Origin of the sequence: Bradyrhizobium sp. 2TAF36 (genome assembly GCF_052114925.1) — a bacterium.
Classification (GTDB): domain Bacteria; phylum Pseudomonadota; class Alphaproteobacteria; order Rhizobiales; family Xanthobacteraceae; genus Bradyrhizobium; species Bradyrhizobium barranii.
In genome coordinates this window covers 50,238-66,015 of sequence record NZ_JBFRFR010000062.1, presented here as the reverse complement: position 1 = coordinate 66,015, position 15,778 = coordinate 50,238, and the positions used below count along the sequence as shown (strand labels likewise).

The following is a 15,778-nucleotide window of genomic DNA, read 5'->3' as shown; positions in this document are numbered from 1 at the left end:
CCTCCGAAGAGCTGTTCGCAAACGGAAGAACGGCGATCGAGGGCAGTTTGGTTCGTCTCGAGGATTTGGTGGAAGCGCCGATCACCGTGCGGCGGTCCACTCCCGGCGAGAGCAGGAGAAAGGCATGAACCGGCCGCGACAGGTTCTTGAGATGAAGCTCACCCAGGTCGTCAAACTTGAATTCGCTCAGATCGGCGACTACTCGCAAAAGGGCCGACGACACCACAACGCCGCCCGCGGGAGCGACAGATTGCAAGCGTGCTGCGATATTGACACCATGGCCGTAGACATCGTTCAGATCAAAGATGACAGGCTCCCAATGGACGCCGATGCGAAAGGCTATGCGGCGCTCGGGAGGTTGCAAGGTTTCAAGCCCGGTGACTTCACGCTGCAACTCGGAGGCACAGCGAAGGGCATCGAGCGGGCTCTCGAACACCGCGACGAAGCCGTCGCCGGTGTTCTTCACAATCTCGCCTCGTCGACCGATCAAGGCCGGATCGATGACGCTCACGCGAAGAGCCCGATAGCGACTATGCGTCTCGACCTCAGCAGCTTCCATAAGTCTGGTATAGCTGACGACGTCCGCCACGAGGACGGCGCGGAAAGGTCTTTCGAATTCGAGGATCGTACCGACTTGGGAATTAAAGTCCTGTTCGGCAGCACCAACCAACCTCGCACCACTGTCGTTGGCGGTGTTCGGCGACGACGGGGGGACGCTCGTAGGCTCCGACTTCATTGATCCCTCAGCGGCGAATAAAGCCTCTTGCCGAGCAGAGTCTCGTCGTTGAACCAATCTGCAACACGCTAAACGCAATTCGGTTGAGGCGCTACCAAAATCACCCGAATGGCTCGGAGCGGCAGCGCCACAACAAGTCGCGGCGGAGAGTAAGAGGGCTTCTTCGGATTACCTCGTCTTGGCGATGAGCGGCTCGCGCCGGAATAAGGCGCCCAATCAATGCACGCTACCTTTCGAATTCCTTTTGAATTCCTTATGAATTCCTTCTGAATTTCGACAGCATTCGCGAATTCTCACTTGCGCCGGGCCCCGAAGTGGAAGCCCTCGCGCCGGGCGCGATGGCAAAAGGTCGCGCCGACCGCCTCAACCGCCAATACACTTTGGTGCAGCTATGCAACTGTTCTACCCTCAGGCGTGTCGACCCCGTCTGTAGAGTGGATAGCGAAAGTCGCCGGAAGGCCGAAGCGCACCGATGAGGCCGCAGGTTGGTGCGCGACGCGTCCGGATCGCGCCACCCGTAAATCGGGACGCTGATATGCGGCATGCCTTGCATCGCGCCTCCGATGTTGACGCGAGCTGGTGCAGGTTTAAGTACGACGACAAATCTTGCAGGGGTGGCGACGTTCGCTGGGCTGGTTCCCGTTGACGCCACCAATGCAGGACACATGACGACCTCGCCTCACGCGACCTCGCCCCGCGCCTCAGCGCCGCCTCACCTCGCCATCGTCCTGTTCTCGCTCGCGATGGGTGGCTTTGCGATCGGAACCACCGAATTCGCATCGATGAGCTTGCTGCCGTTCTTCGCTGCCGACCTCGGGATCGACGAGCCGACCGCGGGGCACGCGATCAGTGCCTACGCGCTCGGCGTGGTGCTGGGCGCGCCGCTGATCGTCGTGCTTGGCGCGCGGTTCGCCCGGCGCACCCAGTTGCTGACCCTGATGGCCGTGTTCGCGCTCGGCAACGCGCTCACCGCTCTCGCGCCGGGCTTCGGCTGGATGATCGCGGCTCGATTTCTGTCGGGATTGCCGCATGGCGCCTATTTTGGCATCGCCGCGCTGGTCGCGGCCTCGCTCGTTCCGCAACACCGCCGTTCGCAGGCGATCGGCCAGGTGATGCTCGGCCTGACCTCTGCCACGATCATCGGCGTGCCCTTGGCCAATCTGATCGGCCAGGCGATGGGCTGGCGCGCGAGCTTCGGCCTCGTGTCGGTGCTGGCGTTGATCACGGTCCTGCTGTGCGCGCTGTTCGCGCCGCGCGATGCGGCCGGCCGGTCCGATCCGCTGCGCGAGCTCGGTGCGCTCCGAAACGGCCGCATCTGGATCACGCTGGCGATCGGCGCCATCGGCTTTGGCGGCATGTTCGCCGTCTATACATATCTCGCGACGACGCTGATTGAGGTCACCAAGGTCAGCACCGCGGTCATCCCGTTCTTCCTCGCCGTGTTCGGCATCGGCGCAACGCTCGGCAATCTGTTCGTGCCGCGCTTTGCCGACCGCGCCTTGATGCCGACGGCGGGCGTGATCCTGCTGTTTGCTGCGGTCGCGCTGCTGGTGTTTCCGCTTGCCGCCGGCAATCCCTGGCTGCTTGCGGCCGACGTCTTCGCGATCGGCGCCAGCGTCTCGCTCGGCGCCATCCTGCAGACGCGGCTGATGGACGTCGCAGGAGACGCGCAGGCGCTCGCTGCTGCGCTCAACCATTCGGCGTTCAACACCGCCAATGCGCTCGGCCCGTTCCTGGGCGGCCTTGCCATTCGCGAGGGGCTGGGCTGGACCTCCACCGGTCCCGTCGGAGCCTCGCTCGCGCTTCTTGGCTTCCTGATCTGGATCGTCGCCGCGCGCGAGGCCCGAGCCGCGCCGGTCGAGGACGCCTCGAGCGACGCTGCCTTGCTGAAGGACGCTCCCGCGCGGCCGGCGCCACCGCTGGCGCCGGATGACCGAAGCCGTTCGGATGCCGTCAGGGATCCGGTGGCTTAGCGGCAGCTCAGCTTTGCCAGGGCGTATTGCGGATGCGCGTACACACGTTCGGCTTGTGGAAGCTGGGATCGTGATCCTGGATATAGTCGAAATTGACGGTCCCGAATGTCGTCTGCGGCTTCTTCAGCGCTGAGCAGGTCTGCACCTTCAGAAACTCGTTCTTGAAATCGCCGCGCGGGAACGCAGCGATCACCTGATCGCGCTGCTCCGGCGTGTACTCGTCATATCCAACGGCCCCGACGTCCACCACAACTCCTGCCCTCGTGAGGGCGATTTCCGGTCTCATATATTCCGGAATGCCGGGTGTGGTGTGCAGCGCAATCGCGTCCCAGACCAGATCGGCCTGCGGCTCGGCGATGCCGCGTGCCCGGAGAAAGTCCCGCGCGGCGTCGGCACCGTCGACCTCAAATCGCTTTGTTTCGGTGTGGTAGTGATCGACCAGGCCGAGGTCGTGAAACAGCGCCGCGACATAAAGCAACTCGGAATCGAATTTCAGCTTCTGACGCAGCCCCTTCATCGCGCCGAACACGTAGACGCGGACCGAATGGTTGAACAGCATCTCGTCTTCGTAGCTGCGCACCAGCTCGGCGGCCTCGCGCGCCAGCTGGCTGTCGGGAATTTTCACGCCGGAAATCACGCTCGTCATTTTCTAACTCCTGCCTTGCATTGACGTCGGCCGATGCCGTTCGTGGCCCGTCAGGCTGTCTTCTCGACGGCGGCCTGCGGCGTCTTACGGAAGCTGATCGCCATACGATTATACGTGTTCATCAGACCGATCGCGATGGTGAGGTCGACGAGCTCGCGCTCCTCGAAGACCCCGCGCGCGGCTTCATAGGCCTGATCCGGCACGCCGGTATCCGCGACGCGGGTCACCGTTTCGGCCCATGCGAGGGCGGCGCGCTCGCGCGCGTCGAACAGATTGCCGGCTTCCTCCCACGCCTGCAGCAGAGCGAGCTTTTCGATCTTCGCCCCGCTCTTGAGCAGATCGCGCATATGCATGTCGAGGCAGTAGGCGCAGTTGTTGATCTGGGATACGCGCAGATAGACGAGGTTGATCAGCGCCGCAGGAAGATTGCTCTGCATGATGTAACCGTACACGCCGCCCAGCGCTTTCACACCCGCCGGCGCGATACGGTCGTAGTCGAGACGCCCTGTCATTGTCCTGCTCCTTGATGATCGATGCCCGGCCCGTGTCTCTGCCATAAATGCCCCTGCCCTGGTCCACAAAAAAGCACCAAGAACGCACGAAAATCGTGTACCAAGGGGCATGACCAAACCGCTGCGGCTGGAACTGGATCGCTCTGCGAAGACGCCGCTGGCCGAGCAGATCCATGGGGGCATCAGGGCCGCCATCGCGAACGGCGTGCTCGCACCCGGAGCGCGTCTGCCCTCCTGGCAGGACCTGGCAGCCCAGCTTGGCGTCGCGCGGGGCACCGTGCGCGCGGCCTATGAAAAGCTGTCCTCCGCCCAACTGATTGTCGCGTCACGCGCGACCGGCACGCATGTCGCGGATCGGCCGTCCTTTCCCGTTCGCAAGGACAAAGCCCCGGCGCCCGGCTCGTTCATGGAGATGTACCAGGAGCTCACGGCGGGGCCGGCAATCTTCCAGATGGGCGTGCCCGCGCAAGAGACTTTTCCTGCGACGCTGCTCGCAAGGATGCGCGCGCAGGCGGTTCGCGTCGAAATGAGCGCGCCGCCGATCTATCCGGATCCGCGCGGCGAGCTCGACTTGCGACGCGAGATCGCAGCCTACCTCGCGCTGGCGCGCGGGGTCGCGTGCACGCCGTCGCAGATCATCATCACAAGCGGTTTCAGCGGCGGCCTCGGATTGGCGCTCCGTGTCCTCGGCCTCGAGTCAAAGACGAAGGTCTGGATGGAGAATCCGGGCTTTCCCTTCACGCGGCACGGTCTCGCGCTTGCCAGACTGTCGATCGCGCCGATCCCGGTCGACGCTGACGGCATCGATGTCGATTACGGCCTGAAACATGCTCCCGACGCGGCGCTGGTTGTCGTGACGCCCGGGCAGCAGGCGCCACTCGGATCCACATTGTCGCTGGCGAGGCGTTCGCGCCTGCTCGACTGGGCCACCCGACGCAAGGCGTGGGTGATCGAGGATGACTATCTCAGCGAGCTGCAGCTCAAGGGCCGAGCCACGCCGGCACTTGCCTCGCTCGATCGCGCGGGTCGCGTCATCCACATCGGCTCTTTCAGCAAGACCGTGACCCCTGCCCTGCGGCTCGGCTTTGTCGTTGCGCCGGCCGCTCTGGCGTCGCGATTTGCCGAAGCCGCGGCGTGCCTCGCGCCGGCGCCCGGGCCCGCAGTGCAGCTCGCCACCGCCGATTTCATGCGCGAGGGCCATTATCTGCGGCATCTCCGGCGCACGAAGCGGGTCTACGCCGCGCAAGGCGATGCATTGCTGAAACAGCTTCGGACGCGCACCGCCAATGTTGCGCTTGCCGGATTGGCAGCGGTCCTGCAGCTGCCGGATGGAGCGCCCGATCTCGCCATCGCCAGGGAAGCGGCATCGTTCGGGCTGGCGCCTACTCCGCTGTCGCTCTGGTATGCGTCCACGGCTTCGGCGCGCCCCGGTCTGTTGCTGGGCATCGCCACATCTCCGCAAAAGCGGATCGAGGCTTCCTGCGACAGGCTATTCGAAATCATCGATCGTCTGACGTGACGAACGCTGTATTTCGAGAAAGCACGATGTGCCGCCCGGCGCAATAAACGCGCGTCCGCATGCCACCAAAAGTTGTAGGCGCGCCGATCATCATGTAACGTCGACGTCTATCTTCACTGCGCGTGGCCCAGTCGTTACATGCTTGCCCGTATTTTGTTTCTCGTGGCCATGCTGCTTCCATGCGCGCTGCATGCCGAGGAAACGCCGTCCGAAMATCCCGGATTTGCGCACAGGCTGACGATCTATCTTGCCAAGGGGGCACCGGACGCGTGCGGGCCCGGCTGCGACCGCTGGATCGCCATCGAGGGCGAGATCGATGGGGACGCCAGCCAGCGCATTCGCCGCTTCCTGGCCGGCGTCAAGGACACCCAGCGTCCGATCTACCTTCATTCGCCCGGCGGGAACGTGGAGCAGTCCTACGTCATCGGCCGGCTGCTGCGCAATCGCAAGGCGGTCGCGCGGGTCGGCCGGACGATCGCGACGGCGTGCGCCGCCGGCACACAGGTGGACGCCGCATGCCTGAAGACCAAGGCCGCCGGCGGCGAGGTCGAGGCGGAGCTCACGACCTACCATGCGATGTGCAACTCGGCCTGCGGTTACCTGTTTCTCGGCGCGACATCACGCGAGGTCGCTCCCGACGCCGCCCTGGCAGTCCATAACTCCAGGCTGGTCCTCGTCTTTCACGGGCATCCGGCGCCGCAGGCGGTCGCGGAATACAGGCAGCGCCGGATCGCGAACGCCGACCGCGACCGCGCTGCGTTCATCGCGGCGATGGGGATCAGCCGCGAGCTCGACGGTCTCATCCGGACCGTGAAGTTCGAAAGCCTGCATATGCTGACGCGAGCCGAGCTCTATCGTTTCGGAATCGACACGCGACCGTTTGCCGAAGGAATGTGGAGGCTGGAGAAGGCAACGCGGCCGTTCATCAGCAAGATCGCGGTGGTGAAGAAGGAAAGCGGCTCTTCGTTCGGGACGATGGAATGGCGTATGTTTTGCGAAACCAGGAACCGCATGCCGCTGATGTTCGCGGGCGAGATCGACGAGGCGAGYGTCGGCAAAAGTACGATCATGATGACGGCGGACGCCGACAAGGACCAGGAGGCCGGAGGTTTTCCGGTGCGGGCCGCGAAGTACGAGATGTGGAGCGGCAGCATCGACCCTGACATGGTCAAGGCGATCATGGCGTCCCGCTCCCTCCATGTCCGGCGGACCACGCCGATGCCGGACGAAAAGGTGGACGTCGCGAAATTCGACATCGACCTGACGGGCCTGGCGTCGATGCGGACTCAGCTTGCGGCGGCGTGCTCGTCGGTCGCGGCCAAGCCGAAAGGTCCCTGGCCGGCAAGCCCTTGGCCAGCAACTCCGCTGCCGAACGTCACCGCGCCGCCTTCGACCGTGCCGTCGCCGTAAGCCCAGGAGCGCCCGATCCTTGTTGGGCGCGCACCGGCAACCTCCTGCCGTTCATCCCTCCGGCACCCCGGCCATGCGCATGCCCTCATACACACGCTCGCGCCCGGCGAGATAAGCCGGATGGTCGCTCGTCACGCGGGCCCGGTAGCGGCGGAGAGTGAAGGTCGGATTGAGCACAAGGCCGGCCTGTGCGGCGGCCCGCGCCTCGTCCGGTGAGCCGAGCAGCGACAGCGCAGCGGCGAGATAGTAATGCGGGAGGGGATGATTTCGGTTGGCCTCGATGCTCCGGCGCAGCCAGGCAACCGCTTCCACGTCGGCGCCGAGAAACAATTTGGCGAGACCGACAAACATGAACCACCGGTAGGCGTAGGAATCGCGAGGAGAGAGGCGAAGCGCCTCGCGGATATGGGCCTCGGTCTCGCTACTGCGACCGAGAAAAAACTTGGCGAGACCGATGAAGGCATGAGCGTCGGCCAAATTGTGATCCAGTGCCAACGCCCGCTCGCATTCAGCGATGGCTCGGGCCGGGTTGCTAAATGATTGGACCAGACCCAGGATGCTACGGGCCCGAGCATGGTTTGGCGCAAGGGACAGAGCCCTGGTTGAGGCTGCCTCGGCCGCCGCCAAGTGCGCTTTCCAGTCGTCGGTGACAAGATTGGCCCCAAGCGCCGCTTCAACCCGCGCCGAGCCGACCAGCGCCTCGATATTGTCGGGATCGAGTGCCAGGGCGCGGTCGAAAAAGGCCTGCGCTTGCGTCATGTATTGCGGGGTCGTCCCATTGTTCTCGTAAGCCCAGCCCTGGAAATACAGGTCCATTGCATCGGGATGGGTTGAACGTTCCGCTCGCCGCGCTTCAACCTGAATGAGCTGGGCATTTAGCGTGTTTGCGAGCCGCGATACGATCTCGTCCTGCATGTCGAACAGGTCGGCGACGGGTTTCTCGAACCTCTCGGCCCATAGGTGATTGCCGGTTTCGGCATCGATCAGCTGAACATTCACCCGAAGCCGATTGCCGCCTCGTTGCACGGAACCTTCGAGCACATAGCGGACGTTCAACTCGCGTCCGACTTGCTTTACATCGACGGCTTTGCCTTTGAAGGTGAAAGCGGTGTTACGCGCGATCACGAATGAACCACTGATGCGCGAAAGGTCCGTGGTCAGGCTGTCGGTCACGCCATCAACGAAGTAGTCCTGCTCGGGATCGCCTCCGAAGTTCGCGAACGGCAGTACGACGATGGAAAGGCGTGGCGCAGGAATCGACATCGCAACTGTCGCGGCATCGGACCGATCTGGATCAGCGGTACCCTGAAACTGTTCACCAGAATCGGCTGTGGGCGCCGCGTCTGCGGGCCGCTGCACTTCCTGCACCGTTCCAACGAAACGGAAGCCCTTGCGCTGCAGGGTTTTGATGAGACGCTGTTTTTCGCCGGAATCGCCAATCACACTCCGAGCGACGTTCAGCCGCGTCGTCAGTGCCGCATCGGACACGACACGGCCGTTCCAGATGGTCTTGATGAGGTCGTCCTTGCTTACGACCCGTTCCCTGTTGCGGATCAGGTAGTCGAGCAGGTCGAACACCTGCGGCGCAACCGAGACCACGTGCGCCCCGCGGTAAAGCTCGCGAAGGTCGGTGTCGAATGCGTACTCGTCGAAGAGATACCGCAAGCTGGCAATTCCCTGGGTGGCTTTCCCCCGTCGGTCTCTCGCGCCGGTTGCAGCGCAAGAATAAGCCGGCGGTGAAGAGAATGTAAGCAGAATGTCAAGAGCGCCCGCCCATGGCCTGCTACCATCCTCGGGACGGCACAATTTGCTCAGGAAGCAATCCATGAGCACGACCAACGGCTTGCCGTACCGCGCAGCAGTGCCCCGAGCAGCGGCTCAGGATTCAACGTAGGGCCGTCCGCTTGAAGGACCGGCAGCAACGCCACGACGCGCGTCCTCGGAATACAAACATGATGGAGACCGTGATGGCATTGAAGATCACGCGCCGCGCCTTCATCGCAACCGGCGCAGCCACCATCGCTTTGTCGTATCATGATAGCGGGTGGACGCAGACCTGGCCCTCCCGGCCGATCAAGATTGTTTGCGCCTATCCCGCCGGCGGACTTGCGGACACCCTCGCGCGCGTCTACGGCGAATACCTCTCCCAGAAGCTCGGCCAGCCGGTGATAGTTGAGAATAAGGCGGGTGCCAGCGGTTCGATCGCTGCAGCAGCCGTGAAGCAATCGCCACCGGACGGTTACACGTTACTCCTCGCCATCACCGCAACTCTGGTGCAAAGCCGCGTGCTATTCAAGACTTTGCCATACGACGCCGACAGGGACTTCGCGCTCATTTCCAGCATGTCGGCAGGATACCTGCCATTGGTCGCCTATAAGGCGACCAATGCCACCAATTTAAAGGAGTTCGTCGAATACGCCCGCAGGAACGTGACCAACGTCGGGACCTTCGGCGCAGGCTCCTACCCTCATATCGTCGTTGCAGAGCTCAACAAGCAGTACGGGCTGCAGATGAAAGCCGTGCACTACCGCGGCGAAGCGCCGATGTGGCAGGACCTCGCGGCCGGCGTGCTCCAGGCGGCGATGGGGAGTTACGCCAATGCCGTCAACGCGCTGGAATCCGGAGTTGGGAGGGCAATCGCCGTGCAGACGAGGACGCGGAGCAGAAAGCTTCCCGRCGTTCCCACATTTTTCGAGCAGGGTGCCGAGTCCGAGCTCTTTGCTATGACCGGTTACGCCTTTCTTGCCGGTCCCATCGGCATGCCGCAGGACATCGTGGAGCGTGTTTCCGGCCTGATGGTAGAAGCCGGCAAGACTGACAAGATACAGAAGCTGCTCGACGCGTACGGCATCGATGAGTCCGCTCAAGGACATATCGCGTTCAGAAAGCTGTACGACAGCGAAACGCCTCCCTTGGTGGCTGCCGTGAAGGCATTGGGGCTGACGCCTGAATAGCGTGCAGATGCCGGCGCCCGTCCGCCTTGCAGATCGCCGCGGGCCAGGAGCGGACCTGTGCGCCACCGGCTCGATGGATGAACCCGTCACCTCAGGAGAACTCAGGGAACAAGCACCGCTGGCATTGGTCCTGTTGGCAGCGGTACAAACTGATTCTGCTGCCCCGGAGCCATCGCCAGGATTGCCAATGCAACTGCGAGGACCGCCAGGAGTCTGGCCATCAATCAAATCCGCTGAAGATCTTGCTGGTACGTACGAGATGATCTTGGCACTGCGCTCCTTTTGGAAAGGCAATCGTTCGACAGCGACAGGGATCGACCGGTCACAATCAATACATGCATGCCGAAGTTATCAGCACCGTGAACATGTCGACGTCGAACTCGTTCTCCAGGCTAAGTCCGAACCGCTCCAGCCATTTATCCTGAGCCAGGTAGGCCAACTTCTCTCGCGCCTGTGGGCAGACAAATTTGAGCCCTCCAACATTCTGAAGGTGATGGACCATTTCGTGTACCAGGACCGATTGGTCGGTCGGCGAAGTGCCGCCCCAATCATCAGGAAGCAGGATCGTTCTCGTCTCGTTGTCGTAAAGTGCAACGACCTCGCGCTGAGCTAGTTGCCCATCGCTTTCCATGAAGCCTTGCGAAGAAGTACGGTCCCTTGCACGCAACCTCGCAAGCTCCATCTTCGACGCAAATTCAACGACGGGACGCTGCTTGATGGCAGGCAGGTCGAAATTCGATGAGAGCCAAGTCACAATGTCATCCAACAGGCCTTCCGCAAGTTGAGCTGCATCAGAATGCAACGAAACCGAACGCGACTCGGCGGACGCGCCGCGCTCCAAAGCATATTCGCAATCGGCTTTAGAGGATGTGGCTAACGTTAGGGAGGCTATCGCCGCGACCAAGAGGAATTGCTTGAACATGACCCTCTCCTCAGAGGCTGTTCGAAAAACACTCTTCAGAAAATCAGTCGGCAGTAGAATGGCTGGAACATAGCACTTGCCTGGCGACGTCGTTGTGAACCCATTCACACCCAAAGAACTCACAACGCCGCCGGTCACCGAACATGCTGGCGAGCGGCGTACCTCGTACTTCACCGGGACACCGGCCGGCCGTTCAGCAGACGACGGAACCACGTCGCTAGTGCGTGACATCGGACATGAGCGCCAGGGCAAACCGTTCAGAAGACGTTGCTGCCTTGGCATCCCGAACTGCAGCAATCAAGGCCGTACGCCCGCTGGAATTCGGCGGACGAGCCTAGTTCGTCTTGACGAACTTGTACGTCCCCTTCTTGTGGCCAATGACCTGACTGATGCCATCGAAGTTGCTCTTGAGAGGGTCGATGGTGACGACGAGCGCGGCCTGGAGACCTTCGAATTTGCCGGTCCCACCCGTTATGTTGCAATTGTTGGGGGATGCGGGCATCCAGTCGCATTGCTCGAACAACTGGTCGCCGTCCTTGTCGACGTAAGTACAGAACCCGTGAATTTCGGCGGTCTTCGCAGACGGATCCGTCAGGCGGCTGAGCTGACAACGTCCACCCATGTTGTTGAGTACAGGATTTCCCGCCTCGTTTGAGGCTGCCATGGCTTGGTTCATGACAGCAAATTCTCTGCCGCCGCCGATCGCCATCGGCTTGGGAGCAGGAATCGGCGTCGCGGTGAATATGACCGAGACGGGGCCCTCCGGCGGCATGCTCTGAGCCTGGACACTCGTCGTTGCCAGAACTGATGCGACTAAAAGCAATGCGAGGTTTGCGTGCAAAATGGCCATCGTTGACTCCCTTTGGGGTGGCGCAGAGAACGATTGCGGGCAGAGAAGGCTTTGCCTTGAGTTACTTTGCGGCCTGCTGCGGCTGGGGCGGCGGCGGTTTGGGGACCGACGTGAGCATGCGAATCTTCCATTGCCCGTCCTCACGAACATCGAGAGCGGTCCAAACAACGGTGAAGTCTATGGGAGCGCCTGTCTCGCTGTTGCCGGTAACGCGAGATTCGCCGGTGACCAAAGCCATGCTTTCTGACAATGACTGAACCTCGATCGTCTTGACCTCGAGGCGACTGACTCCCGCCTTGAAAGCGTTCTCATAGTATCTGGCATTGTCCACGACGCCGTCTTCCGTCACACGCATATAGTTCTTGGTGTAAAGCGAAGTAATCCCGGCAGCGTCCTTGTTGCTGAAGTACTGCTCGTATGCTGAACCTATCTTTCCAAGTTCTTCCTTGAGATTTTGATCTGACGCAGTCGCAGGAATTGCCGATAGTAACAGTGAGATGCATACAGCTCCGAATCCGCGCATGATGTCACTCCCTACTGTTGACGCCGCTCCAGACGAGACTTGAGACGAGGCTTGCCTCCATCCCCGTGAACTCCCGACGCCGCTGCATTTGAGCCGGCAGCCTCGTTGTTCTCCATGGACAGGAAATCTCCCTTGATCTGACGCAAGGAATTTTCTCCGCAGTCAGCGCTGCTCGAAACTTGGTTGTTCGTCTTCATGGTGGCAGCAGAGCGGCCGCGATTCCGCCGCTAAGGTCAGGCGGCCGCACGAAAAGAAAACGGGAGGTCGCCGGTATTTCAGCGTCATCTCGGCCGTCCTGGCCGATCAGGATCAATCCGGCTCCGCCATTTGCCACGTTGAGAACCACGGGCTCTCCGCTCCACGTCTTGATCGGCTGCATTCCCACGATGAGGAATTCGCCCATGGGCTGATCAAGATATTGAAGGCGCAATTGCGGACCGACCTCCGCGGCAGCAAGTTCAAGGCCGAGTTGTCGGGCCCGCGCGTAAATGACGGCCAGAGGCACGCTATCGGTTTTGAAGCCGAGCTGGACCGCGGATACCACCAAAAGCTCCACGTACGCGAAGGAGTTGCCAAAAGTGCCGACCGCAATCGTCTTCCAAGTCGGAACGTCGCGGGCGGACCCGATGAGTTTTTGCGGCAAATCAACTGCACGAACTTTGCCGAGTTTCAGTTGATTCTGTAACACGTCGCGCGCCGAGCATTGTCCCCACGCCATGGGCGCGAACTGAAACAAGGAAGCGGCACAGAGCAATGCAACCATCAAGCAATGGCTGCCCCACCTCGCGTTCAGATGGTGATGTGGTGCGGCACGATCCGCGTGGCTTGTCAGAATGCACATGTCGAAGATCGACTTGCTGCAAAGTTCAACTGAAAAAAGCCCGCCTCCGAGTCAATGGGAAGAACGGAGGCCAATGAAAAACATCGTCCGACCGCACTCAAAAGGGGGGCCGGAGGCGGGACACGATTGGCTCAACTATTCCAACTTCAAATGAACGGGCGGCGGTCCGTAAGCCCGATCGCCCGCCGCATCAAACCGAAACGGAATGACGTGCTCAAACGTAGCACCACGAGTCCCTCGGTACAATCAGCAACTCCGCCCACCAGCGTGCATTGCGATCACTCGATCGCGCTTCGCCGCGAACACCACTCTGAGGCCGCAGACGTTTGTCATAGGTCACAAGCCGCGACTGTTCGCCGCAAGCTCATCGGCGACAATCGCCCGATCGCGCCGTCGCGCGTCCGTCGGCCGCGCCCTCGCCCGCATCGCCACTCCGTATTTCACCGGGCAACGTGACGATCCCTGTGCCTATCACAATCGGCCGCGCGCAAACGCCGGAGTATTCATCGAGCTATTCTCGGCAGATGGGCTCACATCGTCAGCGTCCGACCTCAAGACGATGAATCATCGGATGAAGGGCTGCTCCATTTCGAGCACACGAGGTTGCAATCCAATGACGATCCGGCGCTGAAGCTCGTCATCTAAACGCCGGTCTCGGGCGTCGGCTCACGATCGCCTGGCGTCAGCTTTTGAGGGCCAAGCGGAGCGCAGCGATCCGTCAGAGCAACGCCGCTCGYGACCCGTCGGCGGACGTCCCTTGATCTAGATCAACCAGAACGCGGCGCTTCGCCGCTTAGCTGGCTCAACCTCCTTTGCCTGAGTTGGAGGGAATAGGAAAACACCCGCAGTGGCGGCACTACATCGCCCCACTCGGCCAATGCAGCGAATTTCTGGAGAACCCTTATGCAAAAGCATCTGTTGTCGCTTGCTGCGATCCTGTCGGGTTTGAGTCTCATCGTGTCGACATCGACCCCGAGCGCCGCTCAATCGATTTCTGCGGAAGAGGCACAAGCGATCGCTGCGGAGGCCTATGTTTACTTCTATCCGCTCGTGACGATGGACCTGACGCGCAAGCAGCTCATCAATTCCGATCCCAAAACTGCGGCAATAGGCGGTCCTCCGAACACGTTCGACAATATCCAGGCCTACCCGACCGCAGACATGATGGCGGTGGTGCGGCCCAATTTCGACACGCTGTATTCGAGCGCCTGGCTCGACCTGACCCGCGAACCCATGGTCGTTTCGGTTCCCGATACCGGTGGCCGCTACTACCTGCTGCCGATGCTCGACATGTGGACCGATGTGTTCGCGTCGCCGGGATGGCGTACGACAGGCACCAAGGCAGCGAATTTCCTGGTCGTGCCGCCGGGCTGGAACGGAAACGTGCCGGCGGGATTCGCACGTATCGACGCGCCGACGCCTTATGTCTGGATCATCGGCCGCACCAAGACCGATGGTCCTGCCGACTATGCTCCGGTTCACGAGGTGCAGAAGGGGTACAAGATCACACCGCTATCTGGGTGGGGTAAGCCCCCGGTCGCCGTGACACAGACCATCGATCCCAACGTTGACGTCAAGACGCCGCCGAAGCTGCAAGTCGACACGATGGCAGGCGATAAGTTTTTTGCCTATGCGGCGGAGCTATCCAAGGTCCACCCGCCACACATCACAGATGAGCCGATCATCGCGCGCATGGCGCGGATAGGGCTCGAACCGGGCAAGACGTTCGATATGACCAAAGCCGATGCGACGATACGGAAAGCTATCGAGGATGCGCCGGCTCAGGCGCAAAAACTGATGGCATGGAAAGTCCCTACGCTGGCGCGCGTCACAAATCACTGGTCCATGAACACGGACACGATGGGCGTCTACGGTAACTACTACTTGAAGCGCGCGATCGTCGCGCAGCTCGGACTCGGCGCTAATCTGCCGGAGGACGCGATCTACCCGAACAGTGTTGGCGATGAAAACGGCAAGCCGCTCGACGGCGCAAACAAATACATCGTCCGCTTTGCCAAGGACGCGGTGCCGCCGGTCGAGGCATTCTGGTCAATCACCCTGTATGACGATGAAGGCTTCCAGGTTGCCAATCCACTCAATCGCTTTGCGGTGAGCAGCTGGATGCCGTTCAAGCGCGACGCCGACGGATCGCTCACGCTCTACGTCCAGAATGACAATCCGGGCGGCGATCGCGAAGCCAACTGGCTGCCCGCGCCCACAAGCCCGTTCAACCTCACCATGCGTCTTTATGCGCCAAAGTCGGAGGCATTGACCGGCGTGTGGAATCCACCCGCCATCAAGCGGGTCGATAGTGAAACCGTTGGCCGGCAGCAATGACAATGCCAAGGGAGCCCGGCTGGGCAAGGCACGCGCGGCGCATTTAAAGCGCCCGAGAAAGGGCAGAGTTGATTCCGCCGCGAAGCCTGAACCAGGATCACGCCGCCGAAGACGAACCTTCATCGAGATCGAACGGGAGGTTCGCTCCTCAAATGTCGCTCGATACATGCCTCTTGGACAGTTTACACAGCTATGGAGGTAGCCCATGCCGATCGTTCAATTTACTCGCTTCAAAACCGACAAGGTCGAGGAAACGGTCCAGATCATCCGGCAGGCAAAGAAAATCTTTGAAAAACACGGTGCCGAGTTTCTTCGGCTCTCCCGTTTCCACACCGGTCACTGGGCAGGAGAGTTGCTGGTTACGACGCGCTACTCCAATTGGGAAGTCTACGGCAAGGTGCAGGAGGCCGTGGCAAAGGACCCGGAGTTCGCGCAGCTGCAGGCTGATGGAATGAAGATTGCCGAACTGCAGGGCCGCAACATCGCCGTCAGCATCGATCTCTAGTCGGGGCGCCGCCCCGCAAACCACAATAAGCGCGGAGGCCGCCGGACATA

14 protein-coding genes are annotated in these 15,778 nt (G+C 61.4%); 6 read left to right on the top strand and 8 right to left on the bottom strand.

From position 1 onward, the window contains the following. A partial coding sequence (locus tag AB4Z51_RS31155) for an adenylate/guanylate cyclase domain-containing protein (RefSeq protein ID WP_441498678.1) occupies positions 1-736 on the bottom strand: 736 nt, incomplete at its 3' end. A 665-nt stretch (positions 737-1,401) separates the two neighbouring features. Here AB4Z51_RS31155 and AB4Z51_RS31150 point away from each other — a divergent pair. Continuing rightward, positions 1,402-2,709 (top strand): MFS transporter, encoded by a 1,308-nt coding sequence (locus AB4Z51_RS31150; RefSeq protein ID WP_167767917.1) that lies wholly within the window; start codon positions 1,402-1,404, stop codon positions 2,707-2,709. Between the two features lie 7 nt (positions 2,710-2,716). On the opposite strand, the gene AB4Z51_RS31145 is transcribed toward AB4Z51_RS31150, so the two are convergent. Beyond that, positions 2,717-3,355 carry an HD domain-containing protein gene (locus tag AB4Z51_RS31145; protein WP_135213826.1) on the bottom strand — a complete coding sequence of 213 codons (639 nt, stop codon included), beginning with the start codon at positions 3,353-3,355 and terminating at the stop codon, positions 2,717-2,719. 50 nt (positions 3,356-3,405) lie between these two features. Next, the gene (locus tag AB4Z51_RS31140; protein ID WP_135213827.1) at positions 3,406-3,867 is read right to left on the bottom strand and encodes a carboxymuconolactone decarboxylase family protein; all 462 of its coding nucleotides are present in this window, start codon (positions 3,865-3,867) and stop codon (positions 3,406-3,408) included. Between the two features lie 109 nt (positions 3,868-3,976). Between AB4Z51_RS31140 and pdxR the strand changes: the two genes are divergently transcribed. Next, positions 3,977-5,386: a MocR-like pyridoxine biosynthesis transcription factor PdxR gene (gene pdxR / locus AB4Z51_RS31135; protein WP_135213828.1), complete on the top strand. Its 1,410-nt coding sequence runs from the start codon at positions 3,977-3,979 to the stop codon at positions 5,384-5,386. A 138-nt stretch (positions 5,387-5,524) separates the two neighbouring features. Then, positions 5,525-6,796, top strand: coding sequence for a hypothetical protein (locus AB4Z51_RS31130; protein WP_441498677.1), 1,272 nt, complete (start codon positions 5,525-5,527; stop codon positions 6,794-6,796). Positions 6,797-6,847: 51 nt separating this feature from the next. On the opposite strand, the gene AB4Z51_RS31125 is transcribed toward AB4Z51_RS31130, so the two are convergent. After that, positions 6,848-8,461: a winged helix-turn-helix domain-containing tetratricopeptide repeat protein gene (locus AB4Z51_RS31125; protein WP_167767918.1), complete on the bottom strand. Its 1,614-nt coding sequence runs from the start codon at positions 8,459-8,461 to the stop codon at positions 6,848-6,850. A gap of 287 nt (positions 8,462-8,748) precedes the next feature. On the opposite strand from AB4Z51_RS31125, the gene AB4Z51_RS31120 reads away from it, so the two are divergent. Continuing rightward, positions 8,749-9,750, top strand: a complete 1,002-nt coding sequence (locus tag AB4Z51_RS31120; RefSeq protein WP_441498676.1) for a Bug family tripartite tricarboxylate transporter substrate binding protein — start codon at positions 8,749-8,751, stop codon at positions 9,748-9,750. Positions 9,751-10,078: 328 nt separating this feature from the next. On the opposite strand, the gene AB4Z51_RS31115 is transcribed toward AB4Z51_RS31120, so the two are convergent. The 4 genes from AB4Z51_RS31115 to AB4Z51_RS31100 form a co-directional block, all read right to left on the bottom strand. After that, positions 10,079-10,672, bottom strand: coding sequence for a DUF6647 family protein (locus AB4Z51_RS31115; protein ID WP_135213829.1), 594 nt, complete (start codon positions 10,670-10,672; stop codon positions 10,079-10,081). A gap of 334 nt (positions 10,673-11,006) precedes the next feature. Further along, the gene (locus AB4Z51_RS31110; protein ID WP_441498675.1) at positions 11,007-11,522 is read right to left on the bottom strand and encodes a hypothetical protein; all 516 of its coding nucleotides are present in this window, start codon (positions 11,520-11,522) and stop codon (positions 11,007-11,009) included. A gap of 61 nt (positions 11,523-11,583) precedes the next feature. Next, positions 11,584-12,045 carry a YybH family protein gene (locus AB4Z51_RS31105; protein ID WP_063983016.1) on the bottom strand — a complete coding sequence of 154 codons (462 nt, stop codon included), beginning with the start codon at positions 12,043-12,045 and terminating at the stop codon, positions 11,584-11,586. 193 nt (positions 12,046-12,238) lie between these two features. Continuing rightward, a complete protein-coding gene (locus tag AB4Z51_RS31100) occupies positions 12,239-12,886 on the bottom strand; it encodes a hypothetical protein (protein WP_441498674.1) in 648 nt (215 codons plus the stop codon). Positions 12,887-13,789: 903 nt separating this feature from the next. Here AB4Z51_RS31100 and AB4Z51_RS31095 point away from each other — a divergent pair. Together AB4Z51_RS31095 and AB4Z51_RS31090 are read left to right on the top strand one after the other, a co-directional pair. Next, complete coding sequence (locus AB4Z51_RS31095) at positions 13,790-15,223, top strand: DUF1254 domain-containing protein (RefSeq protein ID WP_441498673.1); 1,434 nt, start codon at positions 13,790-13,792, stop codon at positions 15,221-15,223. Positions 15,224-15,428: 205 nt separating this feature from the next. Then, complete coding sequence (locus AB4Z51_RS31090; RefSeq protein WP_063983013.1) at positions 15,429-15,728, top strand: hypothetical protein; 300 nt, start codon at positions 15,429-15,431, stop codon at positions 15,726-15,728. The last annotated feature ends 50 nt before the right edge of the window (positions 15,729-15,778 follow it).